The sequence below is a fragment of the Mycobacterium sp. Aquia_213 genome, assembly GCF_026625985.1.
Classification (GTDB): Bacteria; Actinomycetota; Actinomycetes; order Mycobacteriales; family Mycobacteriaceae; genus Mycobacterium.
The window spans coordinates 3846312-3865921 of sequence record NZ_CP113116.1 but is presented as its reverse complement, the minus strand read 5'-3'; the positions used below and the strand labels follow the sequence as shown (position 1 = coordinate 3865921).

Below are 19610 nucleotides of genomic sequence, written 5' to 3'. Positions count from 1 at the left end.
GGGCTGAGCTGTGCCGACTCTCAACACGCCATATAAGGGGAGCTGTCGTGGATTTTGGGTTGCTGCCGCCTGAGGTCAATTCGGAACTCATGTACACCGGCCCCGGGTCGGGGCCGATGCTGGAGGCGGCCGCGAACTGGGAGGCGGTGGCCGCCCAACTGGAGTCCGCCGCTACCGGGTATTCCGCGCAGATCTCCGGGCTGGGCCAGGCGTGGGTGGGCCCGTCGTCGATAGCGATGTCGGCGGCGGCCGAGCCCTATGTGGCCTGGCTGGAAGCCAGTGCCGCCCAGGCTGTGCAGACGTCGGCTCAGGCGTATGCGGCCGCGGCGGCGTATGAGGCGGCGTTCGCGATGACGGTGCCCCCGCCGCTGATCGCGGCCAACCGGGTGCAGTTGGCGGCGTTGGTGGCGACGAATTTCTTTGGGCAGAACACCTCGGCGATCGCGGCCACCGAGGCCGAGTACATGCAGATGTGGGTCCAGGACGCGACCGCGATGTACGGCTATGCCGTCGACGCGTCGGCCGCCGGCGATTTGACCTCGTACGACGAACCGCCGCAGACCACCAACGACAGCGGGCAGGATGCTCAGACTCGCGCGGTGGCGCAGAGCGCGGCCGACACGGCGAAGGCCGAAACCCAAAACCTGACCCAGCTGGCACAGCCCGCCGCCAACGGCGGAACCGTCGACGCCAACGGAAACCTCACCATTGGCTCTGGCCAGACCTTCACCATCGGCTCGGGCGAAACCGTCACCGTCGGTCCCGGCGGAACGTACACGTCGATCACCGTCGGCTTCGGCGGCACCCTCAGCAACAGCGGCACTCTCACCGTTGACACCGGCGGCACCCTCACCGTCCAAACCGGCGGCATTTTCACCAACGCGGGCACCCTCACCGTCAACACCGGCGGCACCCTTGCCAATGCCGGCACCCTTACGAACGCTGGCACCCTCACCGTCAACACCGGCGGTGTCCTCACCAACGCCGGCACTCTCACCATCCCTACCGGCGGCACTCTTACCAACGGTGGCACCGTCACCGTCACTGGTCCGGGCACCCTTACCAATGCCGGCACCCTCACCAACAGCGGCACTGTCAACCTCAATAGCGGCAGCCTCACCGTCAGCGCCGACGGCACCCTGACAAACGGTGGCACCCTCACTGTCGACGGTGGCAGCACCCTGACCGTCAGCCCCGACGGCGCCCTGTCCAACAGCGGGACCCTGACCGTCAGTAATGGCAGCACCGCCATCAACGGCGGCACGCTCACCAACGGCGGGACCCTCACCGTTAACAGTGGCAGCACATTCACCAACGGCGGCGCCCTGACCGTCAACGACGGCGGCTCCATCGCGCTCACCAACAATGGCACCATCACTAACACCGGCACCTTGAGCAACTACGGCACCGTCAACATCAACGTCGCTAGCGGCATCACGGTCGGCCCCGACGGCACCCTCAACGACGCCGGCACTATCAACATCAGTGCCACCAGCCACCTCACCGTCAACACCGGCGGTGCCCTCAACATCAACGGCGGCACCCTCACCGTCAGCCAAAACGCCACCCTCACCGACTCCGGCACGCTGAATGTCAACGGCGGCGTCCTGAATGACTACGGCACCCTCAACGTCCCGACCGGCGGGACACTTAACGACGCCGGCACGATCAATGTCTTCAACGGCACCGCCACCAACCCCACCGGCGGCGTCCTCACCGACACCGGCACCCTGAACGTCCAGTCCGGGGGCACTCTCAACGTTTATCAGGGCACCACCGGCGGCACATTCACCAGAGCTGGCACCCTCACCGACGTCGGCACCCTCAACGTCCAAACTGGCGGCACCCTGAACGACGCCGGGATCTTCAACGTCAATCACGGCGCCACCCTCACCAACTCCGGCACCCTCAACGTCCAAACCGGCGGGACCCTCACCGACGCCGGCACGATCACCGTCGACGACGGTGGCACCCTCGCCGACAGCGGCACGCTGACCGTTCAGTCCAACGGCGCGCTCACCGTCAGCGACGGCGGCACAGTCACCGTCAACACCGGCGGTACCCTCAACGACGCCGGCACGCTCACCGTGCAAACCGGCGGCACCCTCAACGACGCCGGGACCATGACCGTCAATCCAGGCGGCACCCTCGCCGACTCCGGCGCGCTCAACGTGCAGACCGGCGGGACGATCAACGACGCCGGCGCGGTCACGATCAACGACGGTGGCAACCTCACCAACAGCGGCACCTTGGGCGTCACATCGAACGGCACCGTCACCGTTAACGACGGCGGCACCCTGACCGTCCAAACCGGGGGCGCTATCAACGACTCCGGCGCCGTCACCGTCACCGACGGCGGCACCTTGACCGTCAATAGCGGCGGCGCGCTGAACGATGCCGGAACCGTGACCGTCCAAACTGGAGGCACTCTCAACGAGGCCGGCACCTTCATCGTCAGCAATCACGGCACCGTGACCGTCCAGACCGGGGGCGCTCTCAACGACGCTGGAGCTCTCACTGTTCAAGCCGGCGGCACCCTCAATGACGCCGGCACGGTCACCGTCAACAACGGCGGCACCCTCACCAACGCCGGCGTCCTCACGGTCAACAACCAAGCCACTCTGACCGTCGAAACCGGTGGCACGCTCAACGATGCCGCCACTCTGACCGTCCAATCCGGCGGCACCCTGAACGACGCCGGCACCCTCATCATCAATAACCAGGGCATCGTGACCGTCCAGAGCGGTGCCGTCCTGAACGACTCCGGCAGTCTGAACATCTATACCGGGGGCGCCCTCAACGACGCCGGCACCCTGAACGTCCAAACCGGTGGCACGCTGACCGATGTCGGTACGGTGACCGTCCAATCCGGCGGCACTCTTAACGACGCCGGCACCCTCGTCGTCAATAACCACGGCATCCTTAACGTCTCGAGCGGCGGCACGCTGAATGACGCCGGCGCCCTGACCGTTCAATCCGGGGGCACCCTTAACGACGCCGGCAGCCTGACCGTCCAAAGCGGCGGCACCCTCAACGATGCAGGCACCCTGACCGTCCAAACCGGTGGCACCCTCGACAACGCCGGCACTCTCACCGTCAATGACGACGGGATCCTTAACGTCTCGAGCGGCGGCACGCTGAATGACGCCGGCAGCCTGACCATCGATAGCGGCGGCACTCTCAACGACGCCGGCGCCCTCACCGTCCAGAGCGGTGCCACCCTCAACGACGCCGGGACCCTGACCGTCCAGAGCGGCATCCCGCTCACCATCGACAACGGCGGCAGCCTCACCATCGAAAACGGCGGTGTCCTTACCAACAACGGCGCCCTCGCCGACGCCGGCAACCTCACGGTCAGCTCCGGCGGCGTCCTCAACGACGGCGACATCTTGGGCGTCAACCCCGGCACTCTCACCGTCACCGACGGCGGCGCCCTCAACGACTACGGCAGCATCTACGTCGGTCCCGGCAGCACCATGACCATCAACAACGAAGGCATCCTCGCCGTCTATAACGGCGCCACCCTCACCGACTGGGGCGCCCTGACCGTCGATAGCGGCGGCACCGTCACCGACGGCGGAACCCTGACCGTTAGCTCCGGCGGAACCCTCACCGACAGCGGCACCCTGAGCATCAGCAACGGCGGAATCCTCACCGACAACGGCGCCCTCACGGTCAGTGATGGGGCCGCACTTATCAACAACGGCACCCTCACCGACAGCGGCAGCCTGACCATCAGCAACGGCGGCACTCTCGTCGATGGCGGCACCTTCAACGTCGACGCCAGCGGTACGGTCACCACCGACGCTGGCGGCTTCATCGAGATCACACAAGGCGGCACCTTCACCAACGGCGGCAGCTTCACCAGCAACGGGACCCTCCTCGATTCCGGCACCTTCATCAACAGTGGCCAATTCGCCAACAACGGGGGGCTGAACGTCTACTCCGACGCCAGCATCACCAATAGCGGAACCTTCACCAACGGCAGTACCGGCAACATGACCGTCTACCCCGATGCCACCCTCACCAACAGCGGCACCCTCAACGAGGCCGGCATCCTCAACAACGAGGGCGTCTTCACGGTCAATGACGGCGGCACCCTCACCGTGCAATCCGGCGGCAGCCTCTACGACTACGGCACGCTTACCAACAGCGGCACCCTCACGGTCGACCACGGCGGCACCGTCTACGTCTTGTCCGACGCCGTCCTTAACGACGGCGGCACGCTCACCGACAGCGGCACCCTGTCCAACGGCGGGACTATCAACGTCACTGACGGCGGCACTCTCACCGTCGACGCCGGCGGCTTCCTCGACGATGGCGGCACCCTCACCGTCAATGACGGGGGCGCCCTCACGGTCAACACCGGCGGCGAGGTCTACGTCGAAACCGGCGCCACTCTCAACGACGGCGGCATCCTTACCAACAGCGGCACCCTGACCGTCACCAACGGCGGCACGCTCAACGATTACGGCACGCTGACTGTCAACGCCGGCGGCACGCTCAACGACGGCGGCGCCTTGATCGTCAACAGTGACGGCACCCTGACCGTCAATCCCGCCGGCACCCTCAACGATTACGGCGCCCTCACCGACTCCGGCACCCTCACCAACAGCGGCACCCTGACCGTCAGCAGTGATGGGACCCTGACCGTCGACACCGGCGGCACCTTCGACGATTACGGCATTCTCACCAATGCCGGCACCGTTACCAACGAGGGGACGCTCACCGTCCACGGCGGCGGCATTCTTGACGACTACGGCACCCTCACCATCAATAGCGGCGGCACGTTGACCAATGACGGCACCCTGTCCGTCCACAACGCCGGCTACCTCACCGTCAACGACAGCGCCACCCTCACCAACGATGGCATCCTCACCGTCAACAACGGCGGCACCTTCACCAACGACGGCGCCCTCACCATCGACAGCGGCACAGTTACCGTCTCCAACGGCGGCACCCTCACGGACGGCGGCTCGCTCACCATCAACAGCGGCGGCACCCTCACCGATGGCGGCACCCTCACCGTCAGCAACGGCGGCACCCTCACCGACGCCGGCACCCTCACCGTCACCAATGGCGGCACCCTGACGGTCGACAACGGCGGCAGCCTCATTGACGCCAGCACTCTTACCGTCGACGGCGGCGGCACGCTCACCAACAACGGCACCCTCACCAATTTCTCCACCCTCACCGTCGACGACGGCGGCGCTCTCAATAACGGCGGCACCCTATTCGACTACGGCAATTTCACCAACGGCGGCACTCTCACCAACAACGGCGTCGTCGCCGACTACGGCACGTTCACCAACAACGGGATCGTCGCCGACTACGGCAACATCAGCGTCGACTCGGGTGGCACCCTCACCAACAACGGTGCCCTGACCGTCAACCCCGGAGGCACTCTCGACGACGGCGGCACTCTCACCAACAGCGGCACGCTCACCTCCGACGCCGGCACCGTCACCGTCACCGACCAAGGCACCCTGACGATCGACAGCGGGAGCACCTACACCGACGGCGGCTCCCTCACCGTCTCCGACGGTGGCACTGTCACCAACAACGGCACCCTCAGCGTCACCAACTCCGGCAGCCTTACCGTCAACGCCGGCGGCACGCTCACCGACAGCGGCTCCCTCACGGTCAGCAACGGCGGCAGCCTCACCGACGGCGGTGCCCTCACGGTCGACTCCGGGGGCACCCTGACCGTCGGCGACGGCAGCGTGACCATCGACAACGGCGGCGCCCTCACCGTGAACAGCGGCGGCACTCTTACGGTCACCGACGCCGGGACCCTCAACGACGCCGGTGCCCTGACCGTCCAGTCCAGTGGCGTCCTCGACGACTACGGCACCCTCACGGTCAACTTTGACAGCACCCTCGACGATTACGGCACCCTCACCGTCCATCCCGGCGCCACCCTCAACGAGGACGGATTCCTGACCGTCTACAACGGCGGCGTCCTCGACGACGGCGGCACCTTCAATGTCGACGGCCCCGGCGTCGTCGACGTCGAGGACGGCGGCTCCCTGAGCGTTCACGACGCCGCCACCCTCACCAACAGCGGTGGCGTCTTCGTCCACAGTGGCGGCACCGTCACCGTCGACGACGGTGGCAGTCTCATCGTCCAAACCGGTGGCCAACTCAACGACGCCGGCACGTTGAACGTCAACGGCGGCGTCTTTGATGACTACGGCACCGTCGACATCCAGGCCGGCGGCATCCTGAACGACGGCGGCAGCCTCAACATCAACAGTGGCGCGGTTCTCAACGACGCCGGCACCCTCAACGACTACGGCACCCTCACCGTCAACGACACTGGCACCCTCAACATCACCAACGGCGGCGGGCTCAACGACCTCGGCACCCTCACCGTCGACCACGCCGGCACCGTCACCGTCGATACCGGCGGGAACCTCACCGTTTACAACGGTGGCACCCTCACCGACGCCGGCACCGTCAACGTCAATGTCGGTGGCACTCTCGACGATGCGGGCAGTCTCACCATCAACAACGGCGGCACCCTCACGAACGGCGGCCACCTGTTCATCGACAACGGCGGCATACTCGACGACTTCGGCACCCTCAACGACAACGTCGGCCTGGGCAACGGCGGTGTACTCAACATCCACCCCGGCGGCACTCTCAACGAGGCCGGATCCATGATCGTCTACAGCACCGGCACACTCGACGACGGCGGTAGCCTGACCGTTTCCAGCGGTGGCACGCTCACCGACGCGGGCAGCCTCAGCGTCACCGACGGCGGCACGCTCAGCGTCGACGGCGGCGGCACTCTCACCGTCGATTCCGGTGGCGCCATCAGCGTCGGCGACGGTGGCACCCTCACCGACGCCGGCACCGTGACGGTTCAATCCGGTGGCGTCCTCAACGACGCGGGCATCCTCGCTGTCGACCAGTCCGGCGCCCTCACCGTCGACAACGGCGGCAGCTTCACCGTGCAATCCGGTGGCACCCTCTGGGACTACGGCACCCTTACCAATGAGGGCGCGCTGGGCGTCGACCATGGCGGCACATTCCACATCGCCACCGGAGCCGTCCTCAACGACGGCGGAACGCTGACGGACGGCGGCACCCTGTACAACAGCGGGGCAGTCAACCTCACCAACGGCGGCAGCCTCACCATCGACACCGGCGGCTTCTACGACGAGAGCGGCACCCTCACCGTCAATGACGGTGGCGCTCTCACGGTCGACACCGGCGGCGAGCTCTGGATCGACACCGGCGGCACTGTCAACGACAGCGGCATCCTGACCAACAGCGGCACGGTCACCGTGCAACCCGGCGCCACGCTCAATGACTACGGCACTCTGACGGTCAACAGCGGCGGCATCCTCAACGACGGCGGTGTTCTCACCAACAACGGCAACCTGACCATCAACACCGGCGGCACGCTCAACGATTACGGCACTCTCACCGACTCCGGCACCCTGACCAACAGCGGCACCTTTAATGTCACCGCCGACGGCAGCCTCACCGTTCAACCCGGCGCCACGCTCGATGATTACGGCACCCTCAGCAATGCCGGCACCCTCACTAACGATGGCGCGCTCACCGTCCAACCTGGCGGCACCCTGAACGACTACGGCATCCTCACCGTCGACCCCGGCGCCACCCTCAACGACGCCGGAACCCTGACCGTTTACAGCACCGGCAGCCTCACCGATGGCGGCAGCCTCACCATCCAACCCGGCGGCACCCTCAGCGACTACGGCGTCCTCACCGTCAACGACACCGCCACCCTCGACATCGCCAACGGCGGCATCCTCAACGACGGCGGCACCCTTACTGTCGATGCCGGCGGCGCCTTGAACGACGCCGGCGCCCTCACCGTCGAAAACGCCGGGACTCTGAACGTCAACGGCACCCTCGACGTCGACGCCGGTGGCACGCTGTCCGTCAGCCACGGTGGTGTCCTGAGTGACGCGGGGAGTTTGACCGTCGACTCCGGCGCCACCCTCGACGTCGACAGCGGCGGCAGCGTGACCGTCAGTCCCGGCGGCGCCCTGACCGTCGATGGCGGCGGTCTCCTGACCGTCGACCCCAACGGGGCCCTGATCGACAGCGGCACAGTGACCATCGACCCCGGGGGCACCCTCGCAGTCGACGGCGGTGGCCTGACCATCACGCCCGGCGGCGTTGTCGCCGACGGTGGCACGCTGACCGTCGACCCCAGCGGTGTCGTCACCGTCTTGGACCAGGGCACCATCACCATCAACCCCGGTGGCACCCTGACCGTCGCCCACGGCAGCACCTTCGCCGACGCCGGCACCGTCACCGTCGACGGCGGCGGCACCTTCACCCTTACCGACGGCGGCATCCTCACCGTGAGCAACGGCGGCACCTTCACCATCAGCCCCGACGGCACCGTGACCGTCGGCGTGAGCGGCACCGGAAACGGCGCCACCGCCACCCTCCTCGTCGACAACGGCGGCACCCTCATCGTCAACGGCTACCTCACCGTCAACGCGGGCAACACCGTTCCCATCACGCAGGGCGGCTTCTTTGTCGTCGGCCCCGGCAACATCATCACCGTCTTGCCCGGCGGCTCGGCGGGCCCCACCGGCCTGTTCGGCCCCGCGACCGTCGCTCCTGGGGTGCTGCCACCGGTTGCGCCGACTCCCGCGGCCCTGCCCGGATTCGGCGGCATATCGGCGTCGTCACCCGGCCTGGCGGGAACCTCGGGAATCCAACCGCAGCTGGACGTCGACGCGCTCAACGATGCGTTCAGGGACGCGTTCAAAGACGCGCTCGACGCGTTTGACGACGCGCTCGACTTCGTCGGCGACTGACACCGCGCCGCCGACGATTCGGGGCGGGCGCCTCTTGGCTGCTAAACTGCCGGACGACATCGGCGCGTGCTGCGGTTCGCGGCGGCCGTGCCTGACATTTGAACCTTCGCGGACCTATTGATGGAGTTATTTCGTGGCGCTTACTGCCGAACAGAAAAAAGAAATTCTGGGCCAATACGGCCTGCACGACACCGACACCGGATCGCCGGAGGCGCAGATCGCGCTGCTGACCAAGCGGATCGCCGACCTGACCGAGCACCTCAAGGTGCACAAGCACGACCACCACTCGCGGCGCGGCTTGCTGCTGCTGGTCGGTCGCCGGCGCCGGCTGATCAAGTACATCTCGCAGATCGACGTCGAGCGCTACCGCTCGCTGATCGATCGGCTGGGCCTGCGTCGCTGACGCTTGGCCCTCTCCCACGCCTTCCTGGCCAGCCAAGTTCGCCAGTGTAGAGTGAGAGCGTTCTGGGCCTGTCTGGCCCGAACAAATGGTGCGGTACGCACAGATCCGTGTGTTCCGTTCCAGCGTGTCACGACGGAAGCAGCCCGGTCTGTATCGGGCGGTCTTCGGTAGTGGCAGCCGGGCTCTCCGGATCTGGGGCAGGTCGGCCGCTTCGATCGATGGCCGTAGCCGCATTCAGACTCTAGTTTCGCGAGGGTTGCTCCGAACCCTCTGCGGGTTGCGTGTGACCACGCGAAAAAGCTGAATAACCTAGAGAGGCTGTACGGACACCTATGTCTGTAGCTCAAATTGATGAAGGCGTGTTCGAATCGACCGCCACAATCGACAACGGAACCTTTGGTTCCCGCACCATTCGTTTCGAGACCGGCCGGCTGGCCCAGCAGGCCGCCGGCGCCGTCGTCGCCTACCTCGACGACGAGAACATGTTGCTGTCGGCGACGACCGCCAGCAAGTCCCCCAAGGAGCACTTCGACTTCTTCCCGCTGACGGTCGACGTCGAGGAGCGGATGTACGCCGCCGGGCGCATCCCCGGTTCGTTCTTCCGTCGCGAGGGCCGGCCCTCTACGGACGCGATCCTGACCTGCCGGCTGATCGACCGCCCGCTGCGGCCGTCGTTCATCTCCGGCCTGCGCAACGAGATCCAGGTCGTGGTGACGATCCTGAGCCTGGACCCCAACGACCTGTACGACGCGCTGGCGATCAATGCCGCGTCGGCCTCCACCCAGATCAGTGGGCTGCCGTTCTCCGGCCCCATCGGGGGCGTGCGCGTCGCGCTGATCGACGGCACCTGGGTCGCGTTCCCGACCGTCGAGCAGCTTGAGAATGCCGTGTTCGACATGGTCGTGGCCGGCCGCAAGATCGACAACGACGTCGCCATCATGATGGTCGAGGCCGAGGCCACCGAAAAGGTCATCGAGCTCGTCGAGGGTGGCGCGCAGGCGCCGACGGAAACCGTTGTGGCCGAAGGCCTGGAGGCCGCCAAGCCGTTCATCGCCGCGCTGTGTACCGCGCAGCAGGAGCTGGCCGACGCGGCCGCCAAGCCCGTCGGTGAGTACCCGACGTTCCCGGACTACCAGGAAGACGTCTACTACTCGGTCGCCTCGGTGGCCACCGACGAGCTGGCCAAGGCGCTGACCATCGGCGGCAAGGCCGAGCGCGACGCGCGCACCGACGAGCTCAAGGCCGAGGTGCTCGAGCGGCTCACTAAGGACTCGGCGACCTACGAGGGCCGGGAAAAAGAGGTCAGCGCCGCGTTCCGGTCGCTGACCAAGAAGCTGGTCCGCCAGCGCATCTTGACCGACCACTTCCGCATCGACGGTCGCGGCATCACCGACATCCGTGCGTTGTCGGCCGAGGTCGCCATCGTGCCGCGCGCGCACGGCAGCGCGCTGTTCGAGCGGGGTGAGACCCAGATCCTCGGTGTCACCACGCTGGACATGGTCAAGATGGCTCAGCAGATCGACTCGCTGGGGCCGGAAACCTCCAAGCGCTACATGCACCACTACAACTTCCCGCCGTTCTCCACCGGCGAGACTGGCCGCGTCGGTTCGCCGAAGCGGCGCGAGATCGGGCACGGCGCGCTCGCCGAGCGGGCCCTGATCCCGGTGCTGCCCAGCGTCGAGGAATTCCCCTACGCGATCCGTCAGGTGTCGGAAGCCCTGAGCTCCAACGGTTCCACGTCGATGGGTTCGGTCTGCGCGTCCACGCTGGCGCTGCTCAACGCCGGTGTGCCGCTGAAGGCGCCGGTGGCCGGTATCGCGATGGGCCTGGTCTCCGACGACGTCGAGGTCGACGGCAAGACCGAGCGCCGCTTCGTCACCCTCACCGACATCCTGGGTGCCGAGGACGCATTCGGCGACATGGACTTCAAGTGCGCCGGCACCAAGGACTTCGTCACGGCCCTGCAGCTGGACACCAAGCTCGACGGAATCCCGTCGCAGGTCCTCGCGGGTGCGCTGGCGCAGGCCAAGGACGCGCGGCTGACCATCCTCGAGGTGATGGCCGAGGCCATCGACGAGCCCGACCAGATGAGCCCGTACGCGCCGGTGGTGACCACCATCAAGGTGCCTGTCGACAAGATCGGTGAGGTCATCGGCCCCAAGGGCAAGATGATCAACTCGATCACCGAAGAGACCGGTGCCCAGATCTCCATCGAGGACGACGGCACCGTGTTCGTCGGCGCCACCAACGGCCCCTCGGCGCAGGCCGCGATCGACCGGATCAACGCCATCGCCAACCCGCAGTTGCCGACGGTGGGCGAGCGATTCCTCGGAACCGTGGTCAAGACAACGGATTTCGGTGCTTTCGTGTCGCTGCTGCCCGGCCGTGACGGTCTGGTGCACATCTCCAAGCTCGGTAGGGGCAAGCGCATCGCCAAGGTCGAGGACGTGGTGAACGTCGGCGACAAGCTGCGCGTCGAGATCGCCGATATCGACAAGCGGGGCAAGATCTCGCTGGTCCTGGTCGAAGAAGACGGCGCCGCACCCGCCGATGCTCCTCAGGAGACCGCGCCAGCCGATGCCGCGACGGCCAGCAGCTGACGACTCGGCCGGGGCGCGCCCCGGCCGATCGGGTGCCCTGCGGCGGGGCAAGCACGCCGCCGAGGCTGAACCTGCACCGCAGGCCACCTTGCGCCGCACCACCTTGCCGGGCGGCCTGCGGGTGGTCACCGAGTACCTGCCCGCGGTGCGTTCCGCGTCCGTCGGGGTATGGGTCGGTGTCGGATCGAGGGATGAAGGCGCGACCGTTGCCGGTGCGGCGCACTTCCTCGAGCACCTGCTGTTCAAGTCGACGCCGACCCGCACCGCGGTGGGCATCGCCCAGGCGATGGACGCCGTCGGCGGCGAGCTGAACGCGTTCACCGCCAAGGAGCACACCTGCTACTACGCGCACGTGCTCGACAGTGACCTCGAACTGGCCGTCGATCTCGTCGCCGACGTGGTCCTCAACGGCCGCTGCGCCGTCGAAGACGTCGGGCTCGAACGCGATGTCGTGCTCGAGGAAATCGCGATGCGCGACGACGACCCGGAGGACGCACTGGGGGACATGTTCCTCTCGGCGCTCTTCGGCGATCATCCGCTCGGGCGTCCCGTGATCGGTACCGCGCAGTCGGTGTCGGCGATGACCCGGTCGCAACTGCACTCCTTCCACATGCGGCGCTACACGCCGGAACGGATGGTCGTCGCGGTGGCCGGCAATGTCGACCACGACGAGGTGGTCGGCTTGGTGCGCGAGCACTTCGGGGCGCGTCTGGTGCGTGGGCGCCAGCCCATTTCGCCACGCAAGGGCGCCGGACGAGTCGGCGGCCAACCCGCATTGTCGGTGGCCAAACGGGACGCCGAGCAGACCCACGTGTTGTTGGGCGTGCGCACCCCCGGACGCGGTTGGGAACATCGCTGGGCGTTGTCGGTGCTGCACACCGCGCTGGGCGGGGGGCTCAGCTCCCGGCTCTTCCAAGAGGTTCGCGAGCTGCGCGGGCTGGCCTACTCGGTCTACTCCTCGGTCGACATGTTCTCCGACAGCGGTGCGCTCTCGGTGTATGCCGCGTGCTTGCCCGAGCGGTTCGCCGACGTGATGCGGGTGACGACCGACGTGCTCGAATCGGTGGCTCGCGACGGCATCACCGAGGCCGAATGCCGCATCGCCAAGGGCTCCATGCGTGGCGGGATGGTGCTGGGCCTGGAAGACTCCAGTTCTCGTATGAGCCGCATCGGTCGCAGTGAATTGAACTATGGCAAGCACCGCAGCATCGAGCACACCCTGCGGAAGATCGACGACGTCACCGTCGATCAGGTCAACGCGGTGGCGGGCCAGTTGCTGACCAAGCGCTACGGTGCCGCGGTCCTCGGGCCGTATGCTTCGAAACGATCTCTGCCGCAACAACTTCGGGCGATGGTAAATTAGCCGGATGGTACTGGGTTTTTGGGATATCGCGGTGCCCATCGTGGGCGCACCGATGTCGGGCGGACCCGGCAGCCCGGCATTGGCGGCGGCGGTGTCCAACGCGGGCGGACTTGGTTTCGTCCCCGCCGGGTACGTGAGCGCGGATCAGTTTGCTGAGAACGTCGCCGCGGCGCGCGCCGCTACCACCGGCCCGCTGGGTGTGAACCTGCTTGTGCCGCAACCCAGTGTCGCCGACTGGGTAGCGCTGGACTTCTACGCGGAAGCACTCGAAGCGATCGCCGAGCACTACCAGGTTTATGTGGGCCGGCCCGAATTCGGCCACGACGACGACTGGGCGCGCAAGCTCGAAGTCGTCGCCGACCTACGCCCCGAGCTGGTGTCCTTCACCTACGGCGTGCCGTCGCCGGATGTGATCCGGCGGTTGGGAGCGCTTGGGCTGTTGGTGATGGTCACGGTGACATCGCTTTACGAGGCCGGGGTGGCCGTTGCCGCCGGCGCGGACAGCCTGGTGGTCCAGGGTCCGAACGCGGGCGGGAACCGCGCCACCTTCGCGCCCGACATGGACCCCGGCAGCGAATCGCTGCATCAGCTGATCGACCGCATCCACCGGGCACATCGCGACATCCCGATCATCGCCGCGGGGGGGCTGGGCACCGCCGAGGACGTCGCGGGCGTGCTGCGCAGGGGAGCGGTGGCCGCACAGGTGGGAACCGCCCTGCTGCTCACCGACGAAGCCGGAACCACCACCGGGCAACGCGTCGCCATGAAGAATCAACTCTTCGCCAAGACCATCGTCACGCGCGCGTTCTCGGGCCGGTACGCGCGCAGCCTGGAGAACGAATTCATTCGTCTGTTCGACAACGTGGCGCCGCTGGGCTATCCCGAGGTCAACCAGATGACGCTGCCGATCCGGGAAGCCGCGGCCGAGCGGGAAGATCCGCAGGGCATGAACCTCTGGGCGGGAACGTCGTTCCGCGACGCACAGCCGGGTCCGGTGGCCGATATCGTCGCGAGCCTCACGCCCAACGACTAGCCCGCCGTGCCACAACTGACACGCCGGCGGATGTTGCTGGCCGCGTTGGCGGTCCCGGCGCTGAGCGCCTGCGCAAGCGCGCACGCCGATCCGGCGCAGGTCTACGATCGCCTGGCCGAGCTCGAGCGCCAATTCAATGCGTACATCGGGCTTTTCGCGACGGATCTCGGGTCGGGGCGCGCGCTGGCACATCGCGACGACGACCCGTTCGCGATGTGCTCGACGTTCAAGGCCTATGCCGCGGCGCGGGTGCTGCAGAAGGCGCAGCGCGGCGAATTAGATTTGCAACAACCGGTTTTCATCGATCCCGCCGCGCTGCTGCCCAACTCGCCGGTGACCGCGCCGCAGGCCGGCAACAGCATGCCACTCGCGCAGCTGTGTGCGGCCGCGTTGCAGCGTAGCGACAACGTCGCCGCCAACCTGCTGCTGGCGCAGATCGGCGGACCGCCTGCGATCACCGACTTCGCTCGTTCCATCGGCGACCAGCGCACCCGGCTCGACCGGTGGGAGATCGAACTGAACACCGCGATCCCCGGCGACCCGCGCGACACCAGCACCCCGCGGGCCCTGGGCACCGGAGTCCAAAACCTGCTCACCGGAACGGTTCTCGGCGATACCCAGCGCAGCCAGCTGGAACAGTGGATGCGCGGCAATGTCACCTCGAGCATGCGGGCCGGCCTGCCGCCGGGGTGGACCACCGCCGACAAGACCGGCACCGGGGATTACGGCAGCACCAACGACGTCGGCATGGTCTACGGGCCAAATGGGCAACGCGCGTCGCTGTCGCTGATGACGCGCTCGCAGTCGGCGAATCGGGATGCCGATGCGCTGCGGCCGCTGATCGTCGAGGTGACGAAATCGGTGCTGGGTTGGCTGACCGGGCAGGGCTGAGAATCAGGCCAGCACGCCGGCCGGCTCGGTGAACGGCAGGCTCAGGTCGGCGGCCACCCGCTGCGACAGCAGCGCGCCCTGGTGCGTCGAGAGGCCTTTCGCCAGAGCGGGATCCGACCGGCATGCCTGCTGCCAGCCCTGGTCGGCGAGCCGGAGCACGTACGGCATCGTCGCGTTGGTCAGCGCGTAGGTCGAGGTCTTCGGAACCGCGCTGGGCATATTGGCCACGCAGTAGAACACCGCGTCGTGCACCGCGAACGTCGGGTCGTCGTGGGTGGTGGGCCGCGAATCCTCGAAGCACCCGCCCTGATCGATCGAGATGTCCACCAGCACCGCACCCGGTTTCATTTGTGCGACAAGCGAATTCGTGATCAACTTCGGCGCCTTCGCGCCGGGCACCAGGACGGCCCCGATCACCAGGTCGGCGCGTTTGACGGCACCTTCGAGCTCGTAGGCCGACGAGTGGCGCGTCTGGATGCGCCCGGTGAACTCGGCGTCGAGCAGCCGCAGCTTGTCGATGTTGAGGTCCAGCACCATCACACTGGCTCCCATGCCGCTGGCCACCCGGGCCGCGTTGTAACCGGCCGTGCCGGCGCCGATGACGACGACGTCGGCGGGCTTGACGCCCGGCACCCCGCCCATCAGCACGCCGCGGCCACCCCGCGTCCGCATCAGGTGATACGCCCCGACTTGAGCGGACAGCCGGCCGGCGACTTCGCTCATCGGGGCCAGCAATGGCAGCGCGCCGTCGGCGGTCTGCACGGTCTCGTAGGCGATCGACGTTGTGCCGGAGGTCAACAGCGCGTCGGTGCAGGCGCTCGACGCGGCCAGGTGCAGGTAGGTGAACAGGACCTGCCCGGAGCGCAACAGCGCGTACTCGGCCGGCATCGGTTCCTTGACCTTGAGGAGCAGGTCGGCGTCGGCCCACACCTGCTCGGCGGTGCTGAGCAGCTGCGCGCCCGCCGCCTTGAACTCCATGTCGGTGATGGCCGACCCTTCTCCGGCGCCGGCCTGGACGAGCACCTCGTGGCCGCGGTGCGTCAGTTCGGCGACGCCAGCCGGGGTGATGGCCACCCTGAATTCGTTGTTTTTGGTCTCGGTGGGAATACCGACTCGCATGCCTCAATTGTGAAGAAATTTCGACCAAGCGGCAAACAGGCTGATGTTAATTCCATAAGATCGGCATATGACTGATAAGTCAACGGATATCGTGGATGGACTGGGTGATGTACCGAAGGATGTTCGGCCCGCCGACCTCGACGCCGTGGACCGCAGAATTCTGAGCCTGCTGCACGCCGACGCCCGTATCACCAACAATGCGCTCGCCGAGGCGGTCGGGATCGCGGCGTCGACATGTCACGGGCGGGTACGTCGGCTGGTGGACCTCGGCGTGATCCGGGGTTTCTATACCGACATCGACCCGGTCGCGGCGGGCATGCCGCTGCAGGCGATGATCTCGGTGACCCTGCAGTCCAACGCGCGCGGCAAGATCCGCAGCTTCATCCACCAGATCCGGGGCCGGCGCCAGGTGATGGACGTTTACTTCCTCGCCGGTGCAGACGATTTCATCCTGCACGTCGCGGCCCGCGACACCGAGGACCTGCGGTCGTTCGTGGTGGAGAACCTCAACGCCGACGCCGACGTCGCCGGAACTCAGACCTCATTGATCTTCGAACATCTCCGTGGGGCAGCGCCGATCTAGACAGCGCGGCAGAAACCCGGTACCGGCGGTTTCGCATATCCGCGGCGCGAACTTATACTTGTCATGCCCGATGTTCACCGAGACGACTTTTGGTCGGAGTAAACGCGCAGGTAGGGGGCCATATGTTCACCGTCGACGACCAGGCCGCGGGTCCGCACGACGCGTCGCTCGACCATGAGCGTCTCGTGCTCGAGGCGCGTGATGTCGCATTCGACTGGGCGAAGCTACCGGTGCACTACGTGCCCAACGAGCCGTTCACGACGCACATGCTCAACGTCTTGCACCTGCTGCTGCCCGCGGGTGAGGAGTTCTTCGTGGAGGTGTTCAAGCGGGCGCTGCCGTTGATCCGCGACGACCAGCTCCGACTGGACGTGCAGGGATTCATCGGCCAGGAGGCGGTGCATTCTCAGGCGCACTCGGGCGTGCTCGACCGGTTCGACGCGCGGGGTATCGACGTGACGCCCTACACCGGCCAGGTCAGGTGGATGTTCGAGAAGGTGCTGGGGTCGCGGCCGGGGTGGAGCAAGCGGCGCCAGGACAGTTGGCTGCTCGAGCAGGTCTCGTTCATCTCCGCGATCGAGCACTACACCGCGATCTTGGGCGAGTGGATTCTGAACACTCCGGCGCACGATGCGATCGGTACCGATCCGGTGATGCTGGACATGCTCCGCTGGCATGGCGCCGAGGAAGTCGAGCACAAGGCGGTGGCCTTCGACACCATGAAGCATCTGCAGGCCGGGTACTGGCGGCAGGTGCGCGCGCAGCTGGTCGTCTCGCCGGCGATGTTGCTGCTCTGGATTCGCGGCGTGCGCTTCCTGTATTCGGTGGATCCACTGCTGGCGCCCGGCGCCAAGCCGCGCTGGCGCGATTACGTCAACGCGGCCCGCCGGGGCCTGCTGCCCGGCCCGCTACGATTCGTGCGTGGTATCGCCGATTACTACCGGCCGGGCTTCCACCCCTCGCAGTTGGGCGGGCTTGGGCAAGCAGTCGACTATCTGGCCGTCTCTCCTGCAGCGAGGGCATCGCACTGATCTATGACCATCAACTTCGGATTCACCGCATCCAACGGCGTGGCCCTGGCCGTCCATCGTTACACCGAAATCGACGCAACGCGCCCGACCATCCTCGCCATTCATGGCTGGCCCGATAACCACCACGTCTGGGATCCGGTCGCCGAGGAGTTCGCGCAGAACTACGCCGGCCGATACAACTTCGTCGCCTACGATGTGCGCGGTGCCGGCGAATCATCGCGTCCCGCAAAGCAATCCGGCTATGCCTTCGAGCATCTGGTGTCCGATCTCGCAGCGGTGATCGATAGCCTGGGGGTCGAGCAGGTCCACCTGCTGGCGCACGACTGGGGCTCGATTCAGGCTTGGGCGGCCATCACCGACGAATCGGTGATGGACAAGATCGCCTCGTTCACCTCGATCTCGGGCCCCCACCTGCAGTACGCGGGCAGGTTCTTGCGGTCGGCGCGCAATCCCCGGACTTTGGGCCAGGTCGCGGGGCAGCTGATGGCGTCGACTTACATCGGCTTCTTTCTGTGCCCGGGCGTGCCCGAAGTGGCGTTTCATTCCGGAATTGGCGTGAAAGTCGTTGAGGCCGTGGAACGCATCGGCCGATCGAGCACGCGTAGTCAACGCCGCGCGACGCCGCGCTCGATCGCCGACTATGTCAACGGGTTGAACCTGTACCGGGCCAACATGCCGTCGCCGATGCTGTTGCCGGGACGCGAACTACCGAAAACCAACGTCGCGGTCCAGGTGCTGGTGCCGCGGATGGACCTGTTCGTGACGCCTGCTCTGCAGCGCTTTACCGGCGCGATTCCCGCTGGGGGCAGAGTGGTTTCGATCGAGGGCGGTCACTGGGTGGTGACGTCGCGTCCCGACGTGGTGGCCCGGCTGACCAGCGAGTGGATCGATCGCAGCGCCGGTGGCACGGTCCCCGCCAGTGCGCCGTCCGTACTCGCCGGTCCGCACGAGATACCGGGCAAGCTCGCGCTGATCACCGGCGCGGGCGCCGGCATCGGCCGGGCCACCGCGGTGGAACTGGCCCGTCACGGTGCCCGCAAGGTGGTCATCGTCGATCGAGACCTCGCCGCGGCCAACGAAACCGCGGACGCCGTTCGTGCCGCGTGCGCCGAGGCCGCGGTGTACCAGGCCGATGTCAGCGACGAAGAGGCGATGAACGACCTTGCCGCACAAGTCCTTAACGATCACGGCGTGGTCGACATCCTGGTGAACAATGCCGGCATCGGAATGGCCGGCCGGTTTCTGGAGACCAGCCCGGGGAACTGGGAGGACATCATCGGGATCAACCTGCGCGGCGTCATCTCCGGCAGCAGGGCTTTCGGCGCGCAGATGGTCGAACGTGGCGAGGGCGGCACGATCATCAACGTGGCCTCCGCATCGGCCTACCTACCCTCGAAATCCATGGTCGCCTACAGCACCTCGAAGGCGGCGGTGCTGGGGTTCAGCGAATCGCTGCGAGCCGATTTCGCCGACGAGGGCATCACCGTCACTGCGGTGTGCCCCGGATTCGTCAACACCGATATCGCGAAAAGTACTGTCTATGCCGGGATGTCGGACGATGAACAGGAGCGCGCCCGGGACAAGGCCGACGTGGCCTACCGGCGCCGCAACTACACTCCGGAAGCCGTCGCCGAGGCGATCGTCAAGGCGATCAAGACCGGCCCGGCGGTGTTACCGATCGCCGCCGAGTCCAGGATCGGCTACGCGATGCGCCGGATCAGCCCGGGAGCGATTCGGCTGCTCGCGCGGTTGGACATTCGACCGACGTAAGGGATTT

At 66.7% G+C, this 19610-nt stretch carries 10 protein-coding genes; 9 read left to right on the top strand and 1 reads right to left on the bottom strand.

Annotated elements, in window-relative coordinates; genetic code table 11:
• Positions 1–47: 47 nt before the first annotated feature.
• From LMQ14_RS18030 to bla, 6 genes are all read left to right on the top strand, one after another.
• Positions 48–8810, top strand: a complete 8763-nt coding sequence (locus LMQ14_RS18030) for a PPE domain-containing protein (protein WP_324291065.1) — start codon at positions 48–50, stop codon at positions 8808–8810.
• 133 nt (positions 8811–8943) lie between these two features.
• On the top strand, positions 8944–9213 hold the full coding sequence (gene rpsO / locus LMQ14_RS18025; protein ID WP_036468159.1) for a 30S ribosomal protein S15: 270 nt from the start codon (positions 8944–8946) through the stop codon (positions 9211–9213).
• A gap of 332 nt (positions 9214–9545) precedes the next feature.
• The gene (locus LMQ14_RS18020) at positions 9546–11813 is read left to right on the top strand and encodes a polyribonucleotide nucleotidyltransferase (RefSeq protein ID WP_267730903.1); all 2268 of its coding nucleotides are present in this window, start codon (positions 9546–9548) and stop codon (positions 11811–11813) included.
• The gene (locus LMQ14_RS18015; protein ID WP_267730902.1) at positions 11791–13176 is read left to right on the top strand and encodes a M16 family metallopeptidase; all 1386 of its coding nucleotides are present in this window, start codon (positions 11791–11793) and stop codon (positions 13174–13176) included. Before LMQ14_RS18020 ends, LMQ14_RS18015 begins: the two co-directional genes overlap by 23 nt.
• A gap of 4 nt (positions 13177–13180) precedes the next feature.
• Entirely contained in the window at positions 13181–14209 is a 1029-nt protein-coding gene (locus LMQ14_RS18010) for a nitronate monooxygenase (RefSeq protein WP_267730901.1), read from the top strand.
• A 6-nt stretch (positions 14210–14215) separates the two neighbouring features.
• Positions 14216–15100, top strand: a complete 885-nt coding sequence (gene bla, locus LMQ14_RS18005; protein WP_267730900.1) for a class A beta-lactamase — start codon at positions 14216–14218, stop codon at positions 15098–15100.
• 3 nt (positions 15101–15103) lie between these two features.
• Here bla and ald read toward each other — a convergent pair whose 3' ends face one another.
• On the bottom strand, positions 15104–16219 hold the full coding sequence (gene ald / locus LMQ14_RS18000; RefSeq protein WP_267730899.1) for an alanine dehydrogenase: 1116 nt from the start codon (positions 16217–16219) through the stop codon (positions 15104–15106).
• 67 nt (positions 16220–16286) lie between these two features.
• Here ald and LMQ14_RS17995 point away from each other — a divergent pair, with 67 nt between their 5' ends.
• The 3 genes from LMQ14_RS17995 to LMQ14_RS17985 all read left to right on the top strand — a co-directional run bounded on the left by LMQ14_RS17995 (position 16287) and on the right by LMQ14_RS17985 (position 19603).
• The gene (locus LMQ14_RS17995; protein WP_267730898.1) at positions 16287–16802 is read left to right on the top strand and encodes an Lrp/AsnC family transcriptional regulator; all 516 of its coding nucleotides are present in this window, start codon (positions 16287–16289) and stop codon (positions 16800–16802) included.
• Between the two features lie 122 nt (positions 16803–16924).
• Positions 16925–17833 carry a metal-dependent hydrolase gene (locus LMQ14_RS17990; RefSeq protein WP_267730897.1) on the top strand — a complete coding sequence of 303 codons (909 nt, stop codon included), beginning with the start codon at positions 16925–16927 and terminating at the stop codon, positions 17831–17833.
• A 3-nt stretch (positions 17834–17836) separates the two neighbouring features.
• A complete protein-coding gene (locus LMQ14_RS17985) occupies positions 17837–19603 on the top strand; it encodes an SDR family oxidoreductase (protein WP_267730896.1) in 1767 nt (588 codons plus the stop codon).
• Positions 19604–19610: the final 7 nt, after the last annotated feature.

Coding starts and splice junctions, on each gene's coding strand:
- LMQ14_RS18020 (WP_267730903.1), top strand. CDS start 9,546: ATGTCTGTAGCTCAAATTGATGAAGGCGTGTTCGAATCGACCGCCACA.
- LMQ14_RS18015 (WP_267730902.1), top strand. CDS start 11,791: ATGCCGCGACGGCCAGCAGCTGACGACTCGGCCGGGGCGCGCCCCGGC.
- LMQ14_RS18010 (WP_267730901.1), top strand. CDS start 13,181: ATGGTACTGGGTTTTTGGGATATCGCGGTGCCCATCGTGGGCGCACCG.
- ald (WP_267730899.1), bottom strand. CDS start 16,219: ATGCGAGTCGGTATTCCCACCGAGACCAAAAACAACGAATTCAGGGTG.
- LMQ14_RS17995 (WP_267730898.1), top strand. CDS start 16,287: ATGACTGATAAGTCAACGGATATCGTGGATGGACTGGGTGATGTACCG.
- LMQ14_RS17990 (WP_267730897.1), top strand. CDS start 16,925: ATGTTCACCGTCGACGACCAGGCCGCGGGTCCGCACGACGCGTCGCTC.
- LMQ14_RS17985 (WP_267730896.1), top strand. CDS start 17,837: ATGACCATCAACTTCGGATTCACCGCATCCAACGGCGTGGCCCTGGCC.